Source organism: Paraglaciecola sp. T6c, assembly GCF_000014225.1.
Taxonomy (GTDB): domain Bacteria; phylum Pseudomonadota; class Gammaproteobacteria; order Enterobacterales; family Alteromonadaceae; genus Paraglaciecola; species Paraglaciecola atlantica_A.
Window position 1 is genome coordinate 3617632 of sequence record NC_008228.1, and the last position, 20784, is coordinate 3638415.

Genomic DNA, 20784 nt, shown 5'->3' on the forward strand with positions numbered 1-20784 from the left:
CAAAAAAAAGGTCGGCATATAAGCCGACCTTTTAAACGGTAAATCAGTAATTAGAACGTTACTGTAACGCCACCGAATACATAACGACCTAAAGCATCGTAGAATCCAGGGAAAGTATTACCATTGCCCGTACCAGAAGGGGCGTTAACAATGATAGGTGGATCGCGGTCTAAAATGTTATTTACACCAACACGTAAATTAACATTCTCATGCGCTTGCCAGTTAGCACTCAAATCAAGATAGTTTTGAGCATCAATTTTACCTGGACCATCTTCTTGTCCAACACCTTCGTACTCATTGACTTCAGACATATGTCTCCAAGTAGCCGTCACATTCACGTCCCAAGGTGAAACCCAAGTCGCTTTCAAATTATGACGCCATTCTGGGGTCGGCTGTCCACATACCGTACGGTCCCAGTAACCAGCACACTCGTCGACGTCGCCACCAGGAATCGATTGTGTAGCCAACGAATCAAGTAAGGTTGCGATAAAGCCAAGTCTAAGCTCGCCACCTTCACCTAAGTCCATCTCGTAGTTAGCGTCAAAGTCAACGCCTTCAGTCTTAAGATAACCAATGTTAAGATCAGTTGCTGTAATTGATGAAGTACCAACCCATAAGTTTCCGTTAGGTCCACGATTAATCAAATCACAGTAAGCAGCATTGCCCGTATCACCACATAGTTGGAGTATTGTGGTCTCAGGAATTGAATCAATTGCGTCTTCAACTTCAATTTTGAAGTAATCGATATTAAGTGTGAAACCTGGTAAGAAATCAGGCGATAAAGCAACACCGAAAGAGAACGTATCTGATTCTTCTGGGTTCACTTCAGTATTACCACCAGTGATACTATTGTACTGGCCAGCAGGGCTTTCTAAAGCACTAGTCTGATACTGCGCCTCTGTGAGGCCAGTATTTAGACACTGGGCCAATGTAAAGTCTCCGCCTACTCCACATGGATCGATATCCATGTTGAACAAACCTAGGGAAGAAGGACGGAACAACTCACGTATGTTGCCGGCTCTAACAGCGCGTTGGAAGCTGGCCCGAACGCGTGCTTGCTCGTTAATACCCCAGTTCAATGCATACTTGTAAGTATTCGTTGTTTTGTCTGTTGAGTAATCAGAATAACGATAAGCAAGCTCTAACGTCAGCTCTTCAGCAAACTCTTTTCCTTCTAGTAAAGGAACGTTCAACTCGCCGAAGATTTCTTTAACACTGAAGTCACCACGTACACCCGCAGTTGGTCCACCTTGACCTGCACCGTCACCAGATGTGAAACCAAAATCAGGCTCAAGAATTAGTTGTTCTTTACGATATTCAACACCAGCGACAACACCAACACCCGTTGATGTACCCGGAACAACAATACCTGAGTCAGTCAAATCACCCGTTACATAACCACTCACTTGCGTTGATTTAGTATCACCGCGAGAGTAAAGCGGCTTAATTAAATAAGCTAATGCTTCGTCTGTGACTCCACCTTCGCTGAAAATATTCCACGTTACACAGCTAGGATCGCTTCCATCTAGGACTGATGCACACACAATGTCGCCTGAATCAGGATCAATTCGAGCGTCTAACGCTTTTTTCATATGATCAACAGATAGTTCATTACGGTACGTTTCGAGGTAAGAAACTGTTCCGTAATTAGCAAATACGTCATAGGACCAGTTGTCATCGATAATACCGCGAACACCTAGTACCCCACGTAATGAAGTATGGCGAAGATCATCTTGACGAGGGCCGCCTTCAACATTACGACGGCCAATATAAAAGCCTTCATAATAATCTTCATCAGTTAAACCTGCAGCGCCACATGTTAGATCGAATTGAGAATCTGAAAGATAAGGGTTACCACAGTATAAACGGTCAGTGCTAAAGAAGTTACCAGATGGAGCGATTTGCGCAACGCTGCGATCATCCATGTAACTTAACTCTGCGTACACTTCTACATGCTCATTAATCTCATAATGACTGGTCGCACCAAACGTTTTACGCTCATCTGGGCGTTGGAAGTAGTTTAAAGGACCATAGTTATACAGGTCAGTAAACGGCACAAACTCTTCGCCGCTTAATTGATAGTTAAATGTGTCAAAATCGGTAAAACGACCTAAAGGAGTAGTACTTGAACCACCACATCCCATTGCATCTGGTGAGCCGTTTATTGCACAAGAACTGTAATCACGTGATGACTGAACCACGGCTTGAATGTCACGGAAAGTACCATACATGGTAACGTTTCCTCGACCGTCATCAGTGTTTGCACCAAACAAGAATGAGAAGTCGTTCGCATTACCATCATCAACGCTGCCGCTGGCAACTGGGAAACCAGAGCCTGATACTAGGTCTTGAATACCAGAGTTATCATTATCGTGTTGGTAAAAACTGTGTTGATAATCAAAGGAGAAACCTTCGAAGTCATCTTTAAGAATAAAGTTAACTACGCCTGCAACCGCGTCTGAGCCATAAGTAGCAGAGGAACCACCTGTTAGTACTTCGATTCGCTCAATTAATGCAGCTGGAATTTGGTTAACATCCGCGCTGATACCACCAGCAGAAGGTGAACCAGATGGTAAACGGCGACCGTTTTGTAGAACTAGTGTACGCTCAGGACCAAGGTTACGTAAGTCAATAGTAGCAGTACCGGTAGCCCCGTTAGCTGTACCTGAAGTTTGTCCAGCAAACACTGCTGGCATATCATTTAATATATCTTCTACGCGAGTAATACCACTTACTTTGATATCAGCAGCTGAAATTTCAGTAACTGGGCTAGCGCTAACCATGTTAGCGCGTTGAATGCGTGAACCTGTAACTTGAATTTTTTCAACGGCTGCGTCTTCCGCAGCGCTTGCAGCCTCTTGTGCGTAAACATTACTAGATGAAATAGCTGCAACTGTACCAACAGCCATAGCAAGACGAATCGACTTCGTCAACTTTGAGTTTGTAAACATGTATGTCTCCCTGGACCACTATATGTGTTTAGTGTTTATTCGCTAATGCGATTTTTTATTAAATAAAGGTAGTGAACCTCATCTGAATAGTATCCAAACAAACTTGCCTAGGTCAATGCTTTAGAACATCTAATACTCAAAAGTTATGAACGAAATACCAATATAGGGCGGTAAAAGTAAATTTATATTTACAATACACAACGTTTGACCTGTTCTCCTGACACTTATATAACTGCGAATACACGTTCAAGACTAAATTTTATAAGCGATGTTAAAAATAATTAAAAGTTTAGCTAGAGAAAGGCATCAAAGGAAAAGTGACAACATTTATTCGTCTAGGCGATTAAACGTTTTATCAAAAGGTTAAAAGTGTAAAGCTCTGAAACAAAGACTTTCATATTTTTCGTGTTGGTTTATGCTGACTTTGTTCTGACACGCACCTGAGCTAAAAAGTGCGCGCGAGATCAATTATTTAAGCAACACAGGAACAATTAGGATGAAGCTTGATGATGACATACATAATTATTACGAGCACTTGGTGCTTGAACACATTGCAAAGTTAAAGTTGCCTTTGTCCCAGGACGAGGACTACATAGCAGATTTATGTTGTTTAGCACTGAACCAGCTGCCACCTAGGTATATACGTTACGAAGTAGACATGTCTTTTTATTTGGCGCAGAGCGAACGTCAGCAAATGGAGATGAATACACAGGACGCCGTGAATAAAGCCATTCAATTCTTAGATAAGAAAGACAATAAATAAGTTGATGCGGGGAATTGGGTGGCGGTTCTCCAGCCACATTCCGGCACATGAGTCGTCTGCTGCGGCTGCTCCCTTCCAGGCCTGACCGAGTTCACAGAGTATCATTGCGGAGGGACCAAAGAACCACCATAGAAACTTGCCTAAATGATATAAAGTTGCTCTACATCAGTTAGGCGGCGCATTATGACAAAACTAGATTTAGATGCAAGCCACATCCTTGATATAAGGACTTTTTTGCCACTATTTTTTGAATTTTTCTTCTGCAATAGTGTTAGCGACCCTATTAGTGGCTAAGTTTTGTTCATCGGCACGTGTATATACTTCCATTAGTGTTGCGCCAATTTTTTCCAAGTGCGTTTTTAATGCTTCATTAGAACTCAACATCTTTTGATGGTAAATATCGATGATCCCTCCAGCATTAATAACGTAGTCAGGGGCATACAAGATCCCCTTATCTTTAAGCAATTCACCTAAATCTTCCGACGCCAATTGATTATTTGCGGCTCCTGCAATGACCTTTGCTTTTAGCGTATTAATCGACTGACGGTTAATAGTAGCGCCCATTGCACAAGGGGCGACCACATCCACATCTAATGTAAGAATTTCATCGGGTGATACTATAGTCGCATTTAATTTTTCTTTCGCTCGATTTACCCCTTCAGGGTAAATATCAGCAACAAATAGTTCAGCCCCCTCCCGGTGCAAGTGTTCCGCAAGCCTGTACCCAACATGCCCTAGTCCCTGAATAGCGACTTTCTTACCCTGTAAATCAGAGCCAAAGTGATATTTAACAGACGCTTTAACACCTGTGAATACGCCATAAGCGGTTGAGGGCGCGGGGTTTCCGTCTGCTTCCTCTCCTGCAAAATGGTAGGTGGCTTTGGTACCTGAAACATGTGTGGTTTCCTCAGCCATGATTTGTAGATCAGCGACTGACATGCCCGAATCTTCTGCACTGATGTATTTACCACTTAAGCTTTCCACAAAGCGGCCCATAGCACGCATCATATCAGCTGTTTTATGCATGCGAGGGTCCCCAAGAATAACGGCTTTACCGCCACCCTGGTTTAGATTGGCCATCGCCGCTTTGTAGGTCATGCCTTTTGACAATCTAAGCACATCGTTCAGTGCCTCATCCGAATTAGCATATGGCCACATCCTACAGCCACCAAGAGCGGGACCTAAATGACTATTGTGCACGGCAATAATAGCTTTTAATCCGGTCTTTTTATCGTGGCAGAAAGCGACGTGCTCGTGTTCATCAAATTCGATATGGTCAAAAACAGACATTCTAATAATACTCTGAGTAAGGTTAACGAAACTTGTCGCTATACTAGCGCAAATCAAAGAGGACATGCCTTGCGATGTTAATGTGACAGAATTACTACCTTGCAACAGTGGTCATTATCCGGTAGTTAATATAGGATATATATCCTAATATTCGTGCTTGAAAATGATAGAAATATTCAGCATGCTAGCCGCGAATTTTACTTCGCTAAAAATTGAAAATTAATGATGAAATTGGACAAGTTCGACCGCGAAATTTTAAGAGTGATGCAAAAAGATGCCACCGTTTCTATGGCTGAGTTAAGTCAAAAAGTTGGACTTTCCCATACTCCATGTTGGCGCCGAGTTAAAAGAATGGAAGCTGACGGCATTATTTTGCAAAAAGTGACTTTACTCAACAGCAAAAAACTCAACCTGGGTGTATCTGTATTTATATACGTGACGCTGAAAAATCACGATGGGGAATCATTAAATGATTTCGAAAAAGCGGTACAAAATATAGATGAAATAGTTGAGTGTCACACCACCAGTGGTGATAAAGATTATTTATTAAAAGTGATTGTCGAGAGCATCGAAGAATACGAACACTTACTCAAGTCTACATTGACTCATCTACCTTTAGTGGATCACCTCAGTTCAACCTTTGCTTTAAAGCAAGTGAAAAACACCACAGAGTTACCGATCAAACAGCAGTAACATGGGAAGTATTTAAGCAGGTTAAGCCTGCTTCATTACTAGTTTAAACATTAGCTCACGCAGACATATCAACTTAAAATTAAACTGGCATATTGCGAACTGCGGCGCCAATGACTATTAGCCTTATTTGATTAACGATCTTGATCGATAACACCGCGACGTATCTGGTCTTGCTCAATCGATTCAAATAGCGCTTTGAAGTTCCCTTCCCCGAACCCCTCGTTCCCTTTTCTCTGAATTATCTCAAAAAAAACAGGTCCGATAACCGTATCAGTGAAAATCTGTAGCAAAATGCCGTCTCTCATTGGTGCGCCATCAATTAAGAGTTTTAAGCTTTGTAAGTCAGCCAAGTTCTCACCGTTTCCAGCAACGCGAGCGTCAACGCCTTCATAATAGGTGTCGGGAGTATCCATAAAGTTTACACCTACATTGCGTAAGGTTTTAACCGTCTGATAAATATCATTAGTACAGAGCGCGATATGCTGAATACCCTCTCCATTGTACTCACGAATAAACTCTTCAATTTGGGATTTATCGTCAGAAGATTCGTTTATTGGAATACGAATTTTTCCGCAAGGCGATGTCATAGCCCTGCTCACCAGACCGGTTAATTTCCCTTCGATATCAAAATGACGAACTTCTCTAAAATTACCTAACCGTTCATAGAAGTTTGCCCACACTACCATGTTGCCGCGTTTCACATTGTGCGTTAGGTGATCCAGAGTCAAAAGACCAGCGTCACACTCTTTCATCTTCTCACGCCAGTTGGGGTAAAAGCGAAAATCCACCTCATAAATAGAATCATCACCATAGCGATCAACAAAGTAAAGTGTACTCTCGCCTATGCCATAGACCGCAGGAATATTCAGCTCCATAGCTCCTAAGTTCCCAACAAATGCTTTTGCGCCGTTCTCAAGCGCGTGTTCGAACGCTACCTTGCCGTCTTTTACTCTAAATGCCATACCGCACACACTAGGACCGCGCAACCTAGCGAACTCCTGTGCTTGCGAAGCATGTTCAGCGTTAATAATGAAGTTAATGTCTCCCTGCTTATACAACCAAACACGCTTTGATCTGTGTTTTGCTACCTCAGCAAACCCTAAAGAGCTAAACAAATCAGCTAAATCCTTTATTCCTTTTTCATCGGCTGCGGTATATTCGACGAATTCGAAACCATCGGTATTTAATGGATTGTAGTGCGTATCTGGACACATAATTTTCTCGTTATTGTTTGTCGATAAGGCACTAATAGAGCGTAAAAACGAAGTGGTGAATAGAGGAAAAAAGTGATCAGTTAAAACAAACGAAACGAACAAAAAGTAACATAAACTTTACATTACATTTTTTGCTCGCTTCAAGCGGTCAGAATCGCCAATATTAAGTATGAGCTTGTCAACTTAACGCTACAGAGTTGTAGTTATATCTTTACGGACTTTTTATTTATTCCATAATCACGAAGCTTATTCGCAATAGCGGTATGACTAAGACCCAGTTTTTTTGCTAAAAGCCTTGAGCTGGGGTAACTCGGGTAAAGCCGCTGTAAAATACTTTTTTCAAAGCGTTTTACTTCTTCGTCTAAACTACCATCGAAGTCTTCGGTCACAAAACTCATGGCATTGGCACTCGAAGGGATTTGAATATGCTCCTTTCCAAGCTCATTGCCTTCCAGCAAAGAGACCGCCCGATAGAGCACATTCTCTAATTGACGCACATTGCCAAACCAAGGATAGGCTTGAATATAATCGACACAGGATTTGGTTAATTTAGGGACTTTACGACCCAGCGTCAGGCTGTGCTGCTTCAAAAAGGTTTCCGCTAAAGGAATGATGTCCATTTTACGTTCACGCAATGGCGGAATTCCCAAACTGAGCACATTTAAACGGTAATATAAGTCCTCTCGAAAACGTCCCTCTTGGACTAACTGAGCGAGGTCTTTTTGCGTTGTGCAAATAAACCTGACATCTACTTTTACTTCTTTAGTATCTCCAACGCGCCTAAACTTTCCATCTTGAAGCACGCGTAGTAACTTCGCTTGTAGTTGAGGCGACATATCCCCGACTTCATCAAGGAATAAACTTCCACCCTGTGCAAGTTCAAGTAACCCTTCTTTCCCTGTACTTTGCCCAAAGGCGCCGGCGGCATATCCAAATAGCTCAGTTTCAGCTACGTTGTCAGGCAGCGAAGCACAATTTAACACTAAAAAACTGGCGTCTTTTCTTCGACTTGCTTCGTGACAGGCATGGGCGATTAACTCTTTGCCTGTGCCTGTTTCGCCGTACAATATAATTGGGCCATCAAGCTCAGCCATCCGCTTAGCCTCACGAACCACTTTTTTCATCACCTTGCTCGAGGCTTGAATCGACATAAAACTGTCAAGTGACGCCTCGTGAAATACGGTTAATTGCTGTCCTAGGCGCTGTTCTGACTTAAGCATAAATACTGCTCCAGCTAAAATAGGGTCGCCTCCAGAATCAGGCACCATAACGGGTAAGATATCGGCTAAGTAATTTTGCTCAATGAAGCGTACCTTCTGCGTAAGGCTGGCAATCTTCTTACTTTCTAACCAGCGCAGTGTATTGAACCCTTTCACTAACTCATCGATATCAACACCGATCAGTGCTTCACGCTCGGTTTCTAAACTCGCTGTAACCGCATCATTAATAAGCAAAATCCGCCCTTTGGTATCAACGGAAAATACAGGGTCTGGTAAGGTTTGTAGAAGTGCGCGTAACTGATTTTGCTCCCGTTCGAGGGGCATAAAAGGAATAGTTTTCACATCATCGATACCTGCTATCTTTCTAATTTTTGGCATCAGATGTTGGAAGTGCTCGAAATCCATATTTGGGAAACTTAGGTAAATTTTACCCATTTCATTGATTTCAATACCGCGTAAGTCGACCTCATGACTGACCAAAATATCGAGGACATCTTGCGTGATCCCCAGACGGTCCTGACAGCTTATTTCCAGACGCATAGCAATTCTTAATTTTAATTAATGTAAAGATAATATTACACAAAGTCACGCAGCAACACACCACATAAAACTATCCAGATGTGCCTTTAGGTGAGTAAATTCTCTGCAGATTGTTACGAAATGTAAGTGTTGCTAGCTAGTCACGCTACTCTTTTGCTCAAACATAGCGGGATATAAACCTAATTGCCGTCCCTGCTCTACTAACGCCATAATATCTGTGTTAGCTAAATCAAATAGTGATGAAAGCGAGTCGATGACAAAATATATAGGTTGAATAATATCAATACGATAAGGCGTACGCATCACCACGAGTGGGTTCATTTCACGACGCTCCGCGCTGGCATTTTCTAGCGCGAAGCGAGTCTCTTTAGGTGAGGATAAAATTCCCCCACCATAGATACGCATTCCTTCATCAGTATTCACTAAACCAAATTCCACAGTAAACCAATAAAGGCGCGCTAGATATTGGCGCTCTTTTGGCGAGGCGGCATATCCGAGTTTGCCATAGGTATGGGTAAAATGAGCAAAATCAGGGTTGGTAAGTAACGGACAGTGACCAAATATTTCATGAAAAACATCTGGCTCTTGTAAGTAATCAAATTCCTCTTCATTGCGAATAAATGTCGCGACAGGGAATTGCTTATTGGCCAGTAATTTAAAAAACGAATCGAAATTAATTAAGGCTGAAACTTGAACGACCTGCCAGCCGGTAGTCTCTGCCAGTACGGCATTAACCTCTGCCAGTTGCGGCACGCGATCCTCAGGTAAATTAAGTAACGCTAAGCCTTGCAAGTATTCATCACAGGCACGTCCGTTTAGCAGGCCTTTTTGCTGATGAAACAGGCGCTGCCACCTTTTATTTTCAGAGTCACTCCAATGAACAACACCGTTTGCATCAGGATCATGTGAGATATATTGAGATTGCTTAGTCATAATAACAAAACTGCCATATTTGAGTCATTCTTCGCACGAAGTCTACCCAAAACTGACTAAATCAGAAGACACAAGCTAGCAACAATAAAATTACAAAATGTAAACATTAAGCTACAAAACAGTATTGTCCATACTCTAAAGAAAAGTAGATCTGTTTTAACTTATCCGTGCGAATTTCGGCTTATATGGAGGCTAGGTTAATCTCAAGACAAACCTGCAGATTTTATGGTTAGGGGGTATAAAAAAGAGTAAAGCACACCAATGGCGCCTTAGATAACACTAGTGCACAACTCATACTGCGCTGGATGCTTTTGAAGCAACGCCACTCACTTATACATACTCCATACAAACTCACCTTCCGTAAATGGCTTACGGGCTGCAGCGGTGCATCACAGTACAGGTCCACAATCCTTAAATAAAAAGCCCTTATTTCAGCTGCTTATGCAAATCTGTCAATATTTTCTTACTTAACTGATTCAAACCTGGTCGCTTCACTGACAGCCAAGGTAAAGGCCTACAACTATGGATTGCATTTAAACCAATTCTGGCGGTTAGTACCCCCGCCCCCATTCCTTGGGCGATACGAGTGGACAGCTTGCCAGTAATACTTGCCCCAAGGGCGTAATTGCCTGCGTCAGAGATGATTTCAGCAGCACCTGCGTAAAGCATATTTTTAAACACTTGCCGAATCAAAGCGATGCGTCCCCAATACCCTAAGTGTACACCGTACACTTCACTCACCTGTTGCATCATGCGAATATTCCGCCACAGCACAATTGCCATATCCACCAGCGCAAACGGACTCACTGCAATCATCACGCTTGATGCGCCTGCGTTACGCATCACCTTAGCCAGTGCAGCTTGATCCACCTTGGTGATGACTTGTTGTTCAAACAAGCTCAATACTTCAGTGTCGGTATGGTGCTCATCAATGCTCTTTTGCCACAACGCTACCTCGTTTTCGTAGCCTGCTGGCAGCGTGTTAGCAATGTCTAAACAATGTTGTTTAGCCAGCCCTATTGCGGGTGTCGCGTAAAGCTCCAAAGAGATTTGGCGGGAAGCGCTTTGTCTTTTAAGGCGCTTTAAGCCACGCCACTCACTGTACAAAGCAGCAAATACTAACGCTAATATGGACACACCAATGGCCAACCAGATGCCACTAAGCCAATCTTCGCTTAGATACATATCGCGTATAAAAAGGCCTATCTCTACAAAGCTTGCAAGCAGTACAACCACGCTCAGCATAGTGAAAAACGTTACCAACCATCGTTTACGTTTAGGCGTGTTTTCATCAACATCATTATCATGCGTAGTGTCAAATTCATACTCATCTTGAGCCAAAGCCTGCCAATTTGCAGCAGGATCGATAGTCGCGGCGCGTCGAATAGGTTCGAGTGGAACCTCTTCAGATTGGGAGGGTAAAAGTACCTTGGACTTGATATTCTCAGGGCCTTCCTTACCTTCAACCTCTGGTTTGTCAATATTGTTGTCAAGCGTACTCATCGTATTTTATCTCCAAGAATAAACTCTAGGACTCTGTCCATTCTGATATGCGGCAATGCATGATTTTCTTCTCTGACGGGCGGTGCGAAGCGGGGAAAATCAAACCCCTGCTGACGCCAAAATTGACCGTCGGGGCACTTTGCTGGTACATCCCCTGGAAACAAACGAATAGGTTTTCCGTCAGCATCTGCGCCTTGCAAAATCTGAATGTCTTGCCCCGCATGCTCAGCTCTGCCAGCACGAGACGCCCGAATAGCGGCTATTGCTGTAGATTCTGTGGATACACCATCAAATTGCATTTGTTTTCTTGCATTGTGTAGCATGGAGTCCAACAATTTCACCAAGTTACTTTGCTGATCAGGAGTGACATGATCAGCTTTGCTTGCGGCAAAAATGAGTTTATCAATTTTAGGTGTGAACAAACGTGATAATAAATTCGATTTTCCATAGGAAAAACTGGTTAGCAGCCAATTCAATGCGCGCTGCAAATCGTCAAAATGCGCTTTGCCATTATTTAACGCAGATAAACAATCTACCAATACAACTTGGCGATCGAAGCGTTTAAAATGCTCTACATAAAACGGTTTAACGACTTGCTCTTGATAGTGTTCATAGCGTCTGAAAAGTAAGTCTTGATTGCTGCCCTTTCGCTTACGATTTTGTGCGAGTCGTTCAATCTGTGTTGCTGATAATGGGAAAAAGTCCAACACTGGCGCACCGGCCAACTCACCTGGCAGAATAAAACGCCCAGGTTGCAGCAGTTGAAACCCAGCATTGCGACACTTATGCAGATAATCAGTATACAGTTTGGCAACGTGCTTTAGGCCGAGCTCATCTCCCTCCGCGTCTAAATCGAGTGCATCCCTGGCTATCAGAAAATCGCTGGCCAGTGCTTGACGCTCCAGTGACTGAAGCTCCGATTCACAATATTCTGACCATGCTAAAAAATCCATTTCCAATAAAGGTAAGTCGAGCAACCATTCGCCCGGATAATCAGTAATATCAAGTGTGAGCTTAGTATCTTCACTTATGTAACGGGATAGGCCAGAGTCTTTGCGATAACGAATGTGTAGCCTCACTTGACTGATGCCAGTCGTTGACTCAGGCCAAGTCGGCGGCGAAGCATTCAGCGCTTGCATCGCTTGCTCATAGGCAAAACGTTTTAAACTAAGATTGGGTTGCGCTTCACGCTTTACCCCAATCAAGCGCTCTTCTCTCACCACTGAGAAAAAGGCTAATTCAGCCGTTTCATTTGCTTCTAATAGCTGGTTAACAATCGAGGTTATGAACGCTGTTTTGCCACTGCCACTCAAACCGGTCACGGCAAGATTAAGATGCCTATCGGCGATACGTGCCCCAGTCACTTTCACGTTATGCTTCACTTTCTCGATTAAGTGGCTGGTATTTAACAGTTTTTTCATTGCGACATCCTATTAAACTAATGAACGGTCTTGAGCACAGAGCAATCACACAGAGTAAGTCATTCGATATGGAGGCAAGAGGTCAAATTGAAAGGGTATCGGCCTGCTCATGTTTACTAAGCGTAACCATGGCACAGGCCTAAAAATCAGGTACAGCAAGGTTTATAAATTATTAATTTCGCGATTTAATTGATATTGAGCAGAAGTTACATACGTTTCAATCTGTCTTAATCGCACTTCATTTTTCTCAAATCGCTGTTTTATATCCGCGAAGGCTTGCTTAGGGGGCTCACCTGATTGCCACACCTTAGATTTTACTTTTACCTTCTCTTCTTCATCTTCACTGGCGTTTTGCCACCCTTTACCGCCTGAGGTCGATTGACCTCCTTGATGGCGGGTACTTTTAGCAGTCGAAGAACTGTGACGCGTTGATTTTTTTTCTAAAATAAACCAAGCCGCCACATAACTTACCACCACAAACGTGCCTGCCGTTAAGAAGAAAGCAGATACCACTAAAATACGTACTAGCCATAACTCGATGCCAAAGTACTCTGCGACTCCAGCACACACCCCGGCAATTTTACCTTTGTCCGGATCACGTGTTAACTCGCCTCTGGTATTCATACCTTGTTTCTCCACTGCGGCGCCTCTGCGTCAAGAATAGATTCTAACGTGTGGATCCTATCTGCCATTTTCTCTGCTCGGTCAGCTAGCCCTTGAAGGGTAGCGTATTCTTCATCAGACAATCCTTGGCTAATCTGTTTCTTACTGCGGTAATGCAAAATTAACCAAATCGGGGCGACAATCACCATAAATATGATGATTGGCGCAATAATTATCCCAATGATATCTTCCACAACCTTTCTCCTTTAATCGATATTAGTCTTGATTTTTCGAATCAGCTGATTGCTTCTTCACTTTCTTCTTCAATGCCGCTAACGCATCATCTATGTCATCATCGGCGGCTAAATCAGCAAACTCATCCGCTAAGGTCTTTTTACCAAGATCATATGCATCCACTTGAGATTCTAGATCATCTATTTTACGCTCATATTGCTCAAAGCGTCCCATAGCGGCATCGACTTTGCCATCGTTCAAGGTACGCTTAATATCCAAACGAGAACTTACCGTTTTTTGACGCATGATAATGGTTTTCTGACGAGCTTTAGCATCTGCCAGTTTATCCTGTAATTGCGTCACTTCACTTTGTAATTTACTAATTTGCTCATCTACCGCTGATAGCTCAGCGTCAAGCGTTACCGCATATTCATCACACTTTTTCTTTTCTTGTAGGGCCGCACGAGCAAGATCTTCTCGGTCTTTATTGATCGCTAGCTCAGCTTTGCTCTGCCAGTCACGACCCTCGTTTTGCAATTTACTAATTTGCGCTGTAATTTCCTTTTTATTAGCGATTGTTTTCGCCGAGGCTGAACGTACTTCAACCAATGTGTCTTCCATTTCTTGTATAATTAAGCGCACCATTTTTTCAGGATCTTCCGCCTTATCTAAAATGGCGTTGATATTTGAGTTCACTATGTCTGTGAAACGCGAGAATATACCCATAGTCTTTACCTCTATATAATGTCAGCTAATGGTGAACAACTAGCATGTGCTGGAAGCTCGTCTTGGTGATTACTATTCAATTAGCAGGCCAACTTAGTGTAATGACTAAATATCTGATTTTAAACAAATATTAATTTACTCTCAGTCGACTGAGATCTACAATTATAATTACATACACCACAAGTTAGTCGATTAGACCACTTTTTGAGGATATTGATGAACCGCTTTCGCCAACAAGATAATTTGTTAGGACAATCCAATAGTTTCCTCGAAGTGTTAGAGCAAATATCGCAAATTGCGCCGCTGAATAAACCTGTATTGATTATCGGCGAACGAGGCACAGGTAAAGAAGGTGTAGCCGCCCGATTGCACTTTCTGTCTAAACGCTGGGACCAAACCTATTCAAAGCTCAACTGCGCAGCATTAAGTGAAAGTTTACTAGAGAGCGAACTTTTCGGTTACGAAGCAGGCGCATTTACTGGCGCAGCTAAAAGAAGAGAAGGTCGATTTGAGGCGGCAGATAACGGTACCCTTTTTTTAGACGAGTTGGCGAACACGTCAGGGTTAATTCAAGAGAAATTATTACGGGTTATCGAATACGGAGAATTTGAACGAGTAGGTGGTTCAAAGAGTGTAAAAGTAGATATACGCCTGATCGCAGCCACCAACGAAGACTTACCAGGGCTTGCCCAAACAGGGGAGTTTAGAGCTGACCTTCTCGACAGACTAGCGTTTGATGTTATTACCCTGCCCCCACTTCGCGAACGTAAAGACGACATTATGATGCTGGCTGAGCACTTTGCGATCAATATGGCGCGAGAGCTCGAAATGGAAGTATTCAGTGGTTTTACTGAAAAAGCTAAACGCACCTTGCTCGAATATCAATGGCCAGGCAACATTCGAGAACTTAAAAACGTTGTTGAGCGCGCAGTATATCGCGCTAATAACCCTGATATTCCAGTGCACAATATTATACTCGACCCATTTGAGTCCATATATCGCCCTGCCACAAGAATGCGTACCGCCGATAGAATAAAAACCCCAGATGCAACAATACCAGATATTGCACCTACAACAACGGCGCCCCAAGCGAATTCGGTTGATAACGAACTCAATTCTACCAGCTTGCACTCAAATAGCTTTCATTTCCCAGTTGATTTAAAAGAGCTTTCACAAGACTTTGAAATTGATTTAATCAAGCAAGCCCTTGCTGATAGCCAATACAATCAAAAGAAAACCGCGGAGCGATTGTCTCTAACGTACCATCAATTACGCGGCTATCTAAAGAAATACAATTTGCTTGATACGCCCCCAGAAGACAGAGAATAACAGTCATGAATTATGCTTGGCTGCCCTCTTCCACCGTTATGTTTGTCAGCATGTTCGTGACAATATCATTGACGTTAATTGGCTGTAGTCCTGAGTCCAGCGAATACCAGCACCCCAATGGCATCATCTATTGTTCAGAAGGTAACCCGGTCAGCTTTAACCCTCAACTTGACACGTCGGGCACTACGGTTGACGTATCGTCTCATCAAATTTATGACCGTCTGCTTGATTTCGACTTGGTCACTGGGGAAATCATTTCTGGCCTTGCCAGCAGCTGGATGACCAGCGTTGATGGCTTGACCTATACCTTCCAACTGCGAAAAGATATTGCTTTTCACAGTACCGGTTATTTCACCCCAACTCGTTCATTTGATGCTGATGATGTGGTATTTAGTTTTAATCGCTGGCGCGACAAGAACCACCCTTACCATGATGTATCAGGCGGGCGTTATCCGTATATCAATAGCGTTGGCTTGGGCGATCTTATCAGCGATATTAAACGCATAAACAGATACCGAGTCGAAATCACACTGGTGCGCCCTGAAAGCTCTTTTTTAGCCAATTTAGCCACCGATTTCTCAATTATATTATCCGCTGAATATGCTGAAAAACTTGCAGCTGCAGGCACACCAGATCTGATAGATACACATCCTGTAGGCACAGGACCATTTAAATTTAATAGCTTTAGACAAGACAGGTACGTACGTTTTGATGCTCATCCTAAATATTGGCGCGAGCGCAGCACAACGCAACAACTCATTTTCGACATTACTCCTTCAAGTTCATTACGCTTGGCGAAGCTCATGACTGGCGAATGCGACTCTATGGCGTTCCCAACACACAGCCAGCTGGATATCATCCGTAAGCGAAAGGAATTAACACTCGATGAAAAACCAGGGTTAAATGTAGGTTTTTGGGCATTTAACACCACAAGGCCACCGTTTGATAAACCAGAGGTACGCCGTGCACTGGCCATGGCGATTGATAAGAACGCGCTTATGGAAGCGATTTATTTTGGTAGTGCGATCCCTGCAACATCCATCATTCCTCCTTCTTCATGGGCCTTTCAACCGGATACCAGATCATCCACTTTTAATCCTTTAGCTGCAGCTAAATTATTACGTGAAAATGGTGTTGAGGAAGGCTTTAGTATGACTATTTGGGCAATGCCCGTTGAGCGTGCTTATAATCCTAACGCCATGAAAATGGCCGAATTAATGCAGCGCTACCTGCGAAATGTTGGTATTGATGCAAATATTGTCAGCTACGAATGGTCAACTTTCCGAGCGAGGTTAAATCAAGGTTTGCATGATTCCGTGTTAATTGGCTGGTCTGCTGATAACGGCGATCCCGATAATTTTTTCAGGCCGCTACTCACATGCTCAGCTATAGACTCAGGTACAAACCGCGCTCGTTGGTGCTCCAAGGAATACGACAAACTAATTGACCAGGCGCTCAATTACACCGCACAGGAAGACAGAGCATACTTTTATAGCAAAGCAATTGAACTGATTAATGAGCAAATGCCACTCATGCCTATTGCCCACGCATTTCGCTATCAAGCGTACCGGGACAATGTAACTGGCATTGAAATAAACCCGTATGGCGGCATTCAGTTTAGAAACGTGAGTAAGCAATAATGCTGAAGATTATATTGCGTCACGTGAGCTTACTGATATTGACCTTATTTATTTTAAGCTTTTTCTCATTCTCTTTAGCGTATTTATTTCCGGGCGATCCCTTGGTGAATTTAACCGGTATCCGCGATAGTTCTGAGCAAGGGTATGCTATTTTGGCTCAACAATACGCTATGCAAGACTCCTTCTTAAGCCAATATTGGCAGTACGTTAACCATCTATTTTCTGGAAACTGGGGGCTGAGTTTCAGCTCTGGCTTGCCGTTAGCAGAAGAAATCAGCCGCTCACTGGCAGCCAGCGTTGAACTTAGCGCATACGCACTGATTGTTTCTTTTGTTGTTGGATTACCCTTGGGCTTCCTTGCGGGCTTACGGCATCATAAATTGACCGACTTTGCCCTTTTGACCACCAGTGTAATCGGATACTCTATCCCCGTCTTTTGGGCAGCCTTAATTGCTATTTTAATTTTCTCGATTCAACTGGGCTGGTTCCCGCTTTCAGGCAGAATTAGTTTGCTTTACGATGTCCCCTACCAGACGGGATTCATTTTAATTGATATATTGTTAAGTGACTTACCCGACAAAGAATTTGCCTTTAAAGATGCACTTCGTCATTTAGTCTTACCAAGTGTTTCGATCGCCATTGTGACCTGTACTATTGTCATGCGTATTACACGGCGCTCAGTAGTTGAGGTGATGAGCAGTGAGTACATACAAGCGGCTTATGCTCGTGGCTTAAGCCCGAGACAAGTTTTTTTGCGCCACGGAGTGAAAAATGCACTTATTCCGATTTTACCCTTATTGGTTATGCAATTTACCACCTTGCTTACCAACGCTATGATTGTAGAAACCATATTCTCTTGGCCAGGTATTGGCAACGGACTCATTCAAGCTATTTACCAACGAGACTTTCCCGCTATCCGTGCTGGTATGTTAGCCGTATCTGCTTTGGTACTTACTTTTACCATTACGATAGATATGGTTATTCAAATATTTGACCCTGCGGGCAGAAGGCCAGAAAATGCCACGTCTTAATTTATACCAAGAAGAGTATTACCCTTCTCCCATACAAAATACGTGGAAAGAATTTAAAGAGAATCATGCAGCCGTATTGAGCCTGTATTGCGTTGTTTTCTTTATTTTTATTATGATTTTCGGTCCGTTCTTGGCCCCATATGATCCATTGCAACAAAATATTGATTTGCTATTAGTGCCTCCCGCTTGGGATAACAACGGCGATATCAGTTACTTATTTGGTACCGACGGTCTAGGCCGAGATATGCTATCGCGTATCATTTATGGCTGCAGAATGACGTTTGGTATTAGCTTAGTGTTGGTAATCATTTCAATGCTGATAGGCGTTGCGCTAGGCGCCATGGCTGGTATGAGTAAAGGATTGCGCTCCAGCGTGGTAAACCACCTACTTGATTCAATCATGGCTATCCCTACTTTACTCATTGCCATTATCATTATTGCCATTGTCGGCACGGGTCTTGTGAATAGCATGTGGGCTATCTCACTCGCGCTTATTCCACAGTTTATTCACCAAACCCGAGACATAGTGCGCCAAAAAATGAAGAAAGAATATGTACTGGCCGCCCAGCTCGATGGAGCGGGCAAGGTACACATATTTTTCAATTCAATATTGCCCAACATGGCTGAAATGCTAGTAGTGCAAGTGACCCTTTCATTGTCTGTTGCGATATTGGATATCAGCGCATTAGGCTTTTTAAATTTAGGTGCGCAAGCCCCTTCTCCCGAGCTTGGCGCGTTATTATCTGAAGGGTTAACCACAGCTTACGTTGCCCCATGGAACATTGCTATTCCAGGGGGAGCAATATTCTTTATGATGATGTCAATTAACTTAGTGGGTGACGGTTTACGCTCAGCTTTACGCTATAGGTTGTTACGCTAATGAGCCTATTGGATATTAAGAATCTCACCCTGGAAATTGACTCTCAAAGTGGCTGGATAAAAGCCCTCGACAAAATTAATCTTGTCATTAACGAAGGGCAGATCCACGCCTTAGTAGGCGAATCAGGCTCAGGGAAAAGCATCATTGTTAAAGCGATTGTGGGCGCCATTTCGGATCGTTGGCGTATTACTGCTGACAGAATGACGTGGCGCGGCCAGGACTTACTAAAAATGTCAGTACGCGAGCGGCGTAAAATTATCCGCTCGGATATTTCGGTTATTTTTCAGAACCCTAAAAGCTCGCTTGATCCCATAGTGACCTTAGGGGACCAGTTAAAAGAAGTTATATTAGCCACCCGTTTAGAAAAAGGCATGTTTTGGAACCGCGCAAAAGCCCGTAAGAAATATGCCTCTGAGCTACTCCATCGCGTGGGGATTAAAGATCATGAGGTGTATATGCGCAGCCTACCTCACCAAATCCCTAATGACGTTTGTCAGAAATTTATGATTGCCATGGCACTTGCTTCACAGCCTAAATTGGTGATTGCAGATGATCCTACCCGTGGCATGGAAATAACGGATAAAAGCCAAATCTTGAAGTTGCTAAGTCGGGTGAATAAGGTACGCAAACTAAGCATTCTCTTTGTGAGCCACGACTTATTGGCCATCTCCAGTATGGCTGACCATATGACGGTACTTTATTGTGGACAGACGGTGGAAAGCGGACGCATGTCGCAGTTACGTAAGCGTGCTTTGCACCCTTACACAAAAGCTCTGTTAGAAAGCGCCCCTAGTTTTCGCACGGACTTAGCGCCTAAGTCGCCCCTGAGCTCATTAGGAGGAACAATTCCCTCATTTCAACATTTACCTATTGGCTGTCGTTTAGGGCCGCGCTGTCCTAGGGCTCGCAGAGAATGCGTGAAAGTGCCAGAAGTGCGGCGCATTCATGAACATACTTACAGCTGTCATTTTCCTTTGCATCGAGACCAGAAGTGAACAACTTACTTTCAGTTGAAAATTTAACCTTTGAGAACTGTCACGGCAAACGATGGCAGAAAAAGGGAGCTAAATTTACGCTAGGCCCGGTTAATTTCAGCATTCAAGCGGGAGAGACCTTGGCTATTGTGGGGGCTAATGGCTCAGGCAAGTCCCTGCTTGCTAAATTATTAGTAGGCCTCGAGCAACCTGATAGCGGCTCTATCTATCTGAATGAGAAAAAATTAGAGCAATATGACAACAAGCATCGTGTGCTGAATATTCGCATGGTGTTTCAAAACAGCAATGAATCACTTAACCCAGGTATTACTTTAGGCTCCATCTTGGAAGAGCCTTTAAAGCTAAATACAAATCTAGGTGCGCAAGCGCGAGTCGCTAAAGTAGAACAAACATTAAGACAAGTAGGATTGCTGTCTGAACATCGATTTTTTTACCGCCATATGCTCTCTGATGGGCAGCGGCAGCGTGTTGCGTTAGCAAGGGCGATCATTCTCAATCCTCAAGTGATCGTGGCTGACGAGCCGTTTGCGGCACTTGATCCCTCGGTGCGCTCTCAAACTGTCAATCTGTTACTGGAGCTGCAACGAGAGCTGGGCCTTGGCTTTATTTTTATCTCTCATAATTTAGGCATAGTGCGCCACATAAGTGACAAAATGCTAGTAATGAAACAAGGTAAGGTCGTTGAGTCAGGTAAAACGGAAGTCATTTTTCATTGGCCTAAAGATGACTACACAAAAAAATTGGTTCACGCCCATCAAGCCCTTATTGATGGCCAAAGCTAATCCTCATTCCACCAAGGTCGAAAAACGATATCCAAT

18 protein-coding genes and 1 other RNA gene are annotated in these 20784 nt (G+C 43.3%); 8 read left to right on the forward strand and 11 right to left on the reverse strand.

Annotation, left to right across the window (positions count from 1 at the left end; translation table 11 throughout):
* Positions 1-50: 50 nt before the first annotated feature.
* Positions 51-2951 (reverse strand): TonB-dependent receptor domain-containing protein, encoded by a 2901-nt coding sequence (locus tag PATL_RS15340; RefSeq protein ID WP_011575750.1) that lies wholly within the window; start codon positions 2949-2951, stop codon positions 51-53.
* 496 nt (positions 2952-3447) lie between these two features.
* Here PATL_RS15340 and PATL_RS15345 point away from each other — a divergent pair, with 496 nt between their 5' ends.
* Positions 3448-3714 (forward strand): late competence development ComFB family protein, encoded by a 267-nt coding sequence (locus tag PATL_RS15345; protein ID WP_011575751.1) that lies wholly within the window; start codon positions 3448-3450, stop codon positions 3712-3714.
* A 24-nt stretch (positions 3715-3738) separates the two neighbouring features.
* On the opposite strand, the gene ffs is transcribed toward PATL_RS15345, so the two are convergent.
* Together ffs and PATL_RS15350 are read right to left on the reverse strand one after the other, a co-directional pair.
* An RNA gene (gene ffs, locus PATL_RS22530) (signal recognition particle sRNA small type) lies at positions 3739-3835 on the reverse strand.
* Positions 3836-3954: 119 nt separating this feature from the next.
* Positions 3955-5004 (reverse strand): Glu/Leu/Phe/Val dehydrogenase dimerization domain-containing protein, encoded by a 1050-nt coding sequence (locus PATL_RS15350; protein ID WP_041713941.1) that lies wholly within the window; start codon positions 5002-5004, stop codon positions 3955-3957.
* A 225-nt stretch (positions 5005-5229) separates the two neighbouring features.
* On the opposite strand from PATL_RS15350, the gene PATL_RS15355 reads away from it, so the two are divergent.
* The gene (locus PATL_RS15355; protein ID WP_041714501.1) at positions 5230-5697 is read left to right on the forward strand and encodes an Lrp/AsnC family transcriptional regulator; all 468 of its coding nucleotides are present in this window, start codon (positions 5230-5232) and stop codon (positions 5695-5697) included.
* Between the two features lie 131 nt (positions 5698-5828).
* Here the strand turns inward: PATL_RS15355 and hppD are convergent, their stop codons facing one another.
* The 8 genes from hppD to pspA form a co-directional block, all read right to left on the reverse strand.
* Positions 5829-6911 carry a 4-hydroxyphenylpyruvate dioxygenase gene (gene hppD / locus PATL_RS15360; RefSeq protein ID WP_011575754.1) on the reverse strand — a complete coding sequence of 361 codons (1083 nt, stop codon included), beginning with the start codon at positions 6909-6911 and terminating at the stop codon, positions 5829-5831.
* Between the two features lie 203 nt (positions 6912-7114).
* Positions 7115-8671 (reverse strand): transcriptional regulator TyrR, encoded by a 1557-nt coding sequence (tyrR, locus tag PATL_RS15365; RefSeq protein WP_011575755.1) that lies wholly within the window; start codon positions 8669-8671, stop codon positions 7115-7117.
* A gap of 132 nt (positions 8672-8803) precedes the next feature.
* Positions 8804-9604, reverse strand: coding sequence for a phenylalanine 4-monooxygenase (gene phhA / locus PATL_RS15370; RefSeq protein ID WP_011575756.1), 801 nt, complete (start codon positions 9602-9604; stop codon positions 8804-8806).
* A gap of 426 nt (positions 9605-10030) precedes the next feature.
* Positions 10031-11107, reverse strand: a complete 1077-nt coding sequence (locus PATL_RS15375) for a YcjF family protein (RefSeq protein ID WP_011575757.1) — start codon at positions 11105-11107, stop codon at positions 10031-10033.
* Positions 11104-12528 (reverse strand): YcjX family protein, encoded by a 1425-nt coding sequence (locus PATL_RS15380; protein ID WP_011575758.1) that lies wholly within the window; start codon positions 12526-12528, stop codon positions 11104-11106. Before PATL_RS15380 ends, PATL_RS15375 begins: the two co-directional genes overlap by 4 nt.
* 162 nt (positions 12529-12690) lie before the next feature.
* A complete protein-coding gene (gene pspC, locus PATL_RS15385) occupies positions 12691-13152 on the reverse strand; it encodes an envelope stress response membrane protein PspC (RefSeq protein WP_011575759.1) in 462 nt (153 codons plus the stop codon).
* On the reverse strand, positions 13149-13385 hold the full coding sequence (gene pspB, locus PATL_RS15390) for an envelope stress response membrane protein PspB (protein ID WP_006993677.1): 237 nt from the start codon (positions 13383-13385) through the stop codon (positions 13149-13151). The genes pspC and pspB overlap by 4 nt, the downstream gene beginning before the upstream one ends.
* A gap of 22 nt (positions 13386-13407) precedes the next feature.
* On the reverse strand, positions 13408-14091 hold the full coding sequence (gene pspA / locus PATL_RS15395; protein WP_006993678.1) for a phage shock protein PspA: 684 nt from the start codon (positions 14089-14091) through the stop codon (positions 13408-13410).
* Positions 14092-14307: 216 nt separating this feature from the next.
* On the opposite strand from pspA, the gene pspF reads away from it, so the two are divergent.
* The 6 genes from pspF to PATL_RS15425 are packed head-to-tail and all read left to right on the forward strand — an operon-like array spanning position 14308 to position 20748.
* The gene (pspF, locus tag PATL_RS15400; RefSeq protein ID WP_011575760.1) at positions 14308-15420 is read left to right on the forward strand and encodes a phage shock protein operon transcriptional activator; all 1113 of its coding nucleotides are present in this window, start codon (positions 14308-14310) and stop codon (positions 15418-15420) included.
* Between the two features lie 5 nt (positions 15421-15425).
* On the forward strand, positions 15426-17060 hold the full coding sequence (locus PATL_RS15405; protein ID WP_011575761.1) for an ABC transporter substrate-binding protein: 1635 nt from the start codon (positions 15426-15428) through the stop codon (positions 17058-17060).
* The gene (locus PATL_RS15410; RefSeq protein WP_011575762.1) at positions 17060-18091 is read left to right on the forward strand and encodes an ABC transporter permease; all 1032 of its coding nucleotides are present in this window, start codon (positions 17060-17062) and stop codon (positions 18089-18091) included. The genes PATL_RS15405 and PATL_RS15410 overlap by 1 nt, the downstream gene beginning before the upstream one ends.
* Positions 18078-18971 (forward strand): ABC transporter permease subunit, encoded by an 894-nt coding sequence (locus PATL_RS15415; RefSeq protein ID WP_011575763.1) that lies wholly within the window; start codon positions 18078-18080, stop codon positions 18969-18971. Before PATL_RS15410 ends, PATL_RS15415 begins: the two co-directional genes overlap by 14 nt.
* Positions 18971-19966 carry a peptide ABC transporter ATP-binding protein gene (locus tag PATL_RS15420; protein WP_006993683.1) on the forward strand — a complete coding sequence of 332 codons (996 nt, stop codon included), beginning with the start codon at positions 18971-18973 and terminating at the stop codon, positions 19964-19966. The genes PATL_RS15415 and PATL_RS15420 overlap by 1 nt, the downstream gene beginning before the upstream one ends.
* Entirely contained in the window at positions 19963-20748 is a 786-nt protein-coding gene (locus PATL_RS15425) for a peptide ABC transporter ATP-binding protein (RefSeq protein WP_011575764.1), read from the forward strand. The genes PATL_RS15420 and PATL_RS15425 overlap by 4 nt, the downstream gene beginning before the upstream one ends.
* Positions 20749-20784 lie beyond the last annotated feature (36 nt).

Excerpts from the sequence above, each read along its gene's own strand:
- PATL_RS15405 (WP_011575761.1), top strand. The coding sequence starts at position 15,426 with ATGAATTATGCTTGGCTGCCCTCTTCCACCGTTATGTTTGTCAGCATG.
- pspF (WP_011575760.1), top strand. The coding sequence starts at position 14,308 with ATGAACCGCTTTCGCCAACAAGATAATTTGTTAGGACAATCCAATAGT.
- hppD (WP_011575754.1), bottom strand. The coding sequence starts at position 6,911 with ATGTGTCCAGATACGCACTACAATCCATTAAATACCGATGGTTTCGAA.
- PATL_RS15355 (WP_041714501.1), top strand. The coding sequence starts at position 5,230 with ATGAAATTGGACAAGTTCGACCGCGAAATTTTAAGAGTGATGCAAAAA.
- PATL_RS15375 (WP_011575757.1), bottom strand. The coding sequence starts at position 11,107 with ATGAGTACGCTTGACAACAATATTGACAAACCAGAGGTTGAAGGTAAG.
- phhA (WP_011575756.1), bottom strand. The coding sequence starts at position 9,604 with ATGACTAAGCAATCTCAATATATCTCACATGATCCTGATGCAAACGGT.
- pspC (WP_011575759.1), bottom strand. The coding sequence starts at position 13,152 with ATGAATACCAGAGGCGAGTTAACACGTGATCCGGACAAAGGTAAAATT.
- PATL_RS15345 (WP_011575751.1), top strand. The coding sequence starts at position 3,448 with ATGAAGCTTGATGATGACATACATAATTATTACGAGCACTTGGTGCTT.
- PATL_RS15410 (WP_011575762.1), top strand. The coding sequence starts at position 17,060 with ATGCTGAAGATTATATTGCGTCACGTGAGCTTACTGATATTGACCTTA.
- PATL_RS15350 (WP_041713941.1), bottom strand. The coding sequence starts at position 5,004 with ATGTCTGTTTTTGACCATATCGAATTTGATGAACACGAGCACGTCGCT.
- PATL_RS15380 (WP_011575758.1), bottom strand. The coding sequence starts at position 12,528 with ATGAAAAAACTGTTAAATACCAGCCACTTAATCGAGAAAGTGAAGCAT.
- pspA (WP_006993678.1), bottom strand. The coding sequence starts at position 14,091 with ATGGGTATATTCTCGCGTTTCACAGACATAGTGAACTCAAATATCAAC.
- PATL_RS15340 (WP_011575750.1), bottom strand. The coding sequence starts at position 2,951 with ATGTTTACAAACTCAAAGTTGACGAAGTCGATTCGTCTTGCTATGGCT.
- PATL_RS15420 (WP_006993683.1), top strand. The coding sequence starts at position 18,971 with ATGAGCCTATTGGATATTAAGAATCTCACCCTGGAAATTGACTCTCAA.
- PATL_RS15415 (WP_011575763.1), top strand. The coding sequence starts at position 18,078 with ATGCCACGTCTTAATTTATACCAAGAAGAGTATTACCCTTCTCCCATA.
- tyrR (WP_011575755.1), bottom strand. The coding sequence starts at position 8,671 with ATGCGTCTGGAAATAAGCTGTCAGGACCGTCTGGGGATCACGCAAGAT.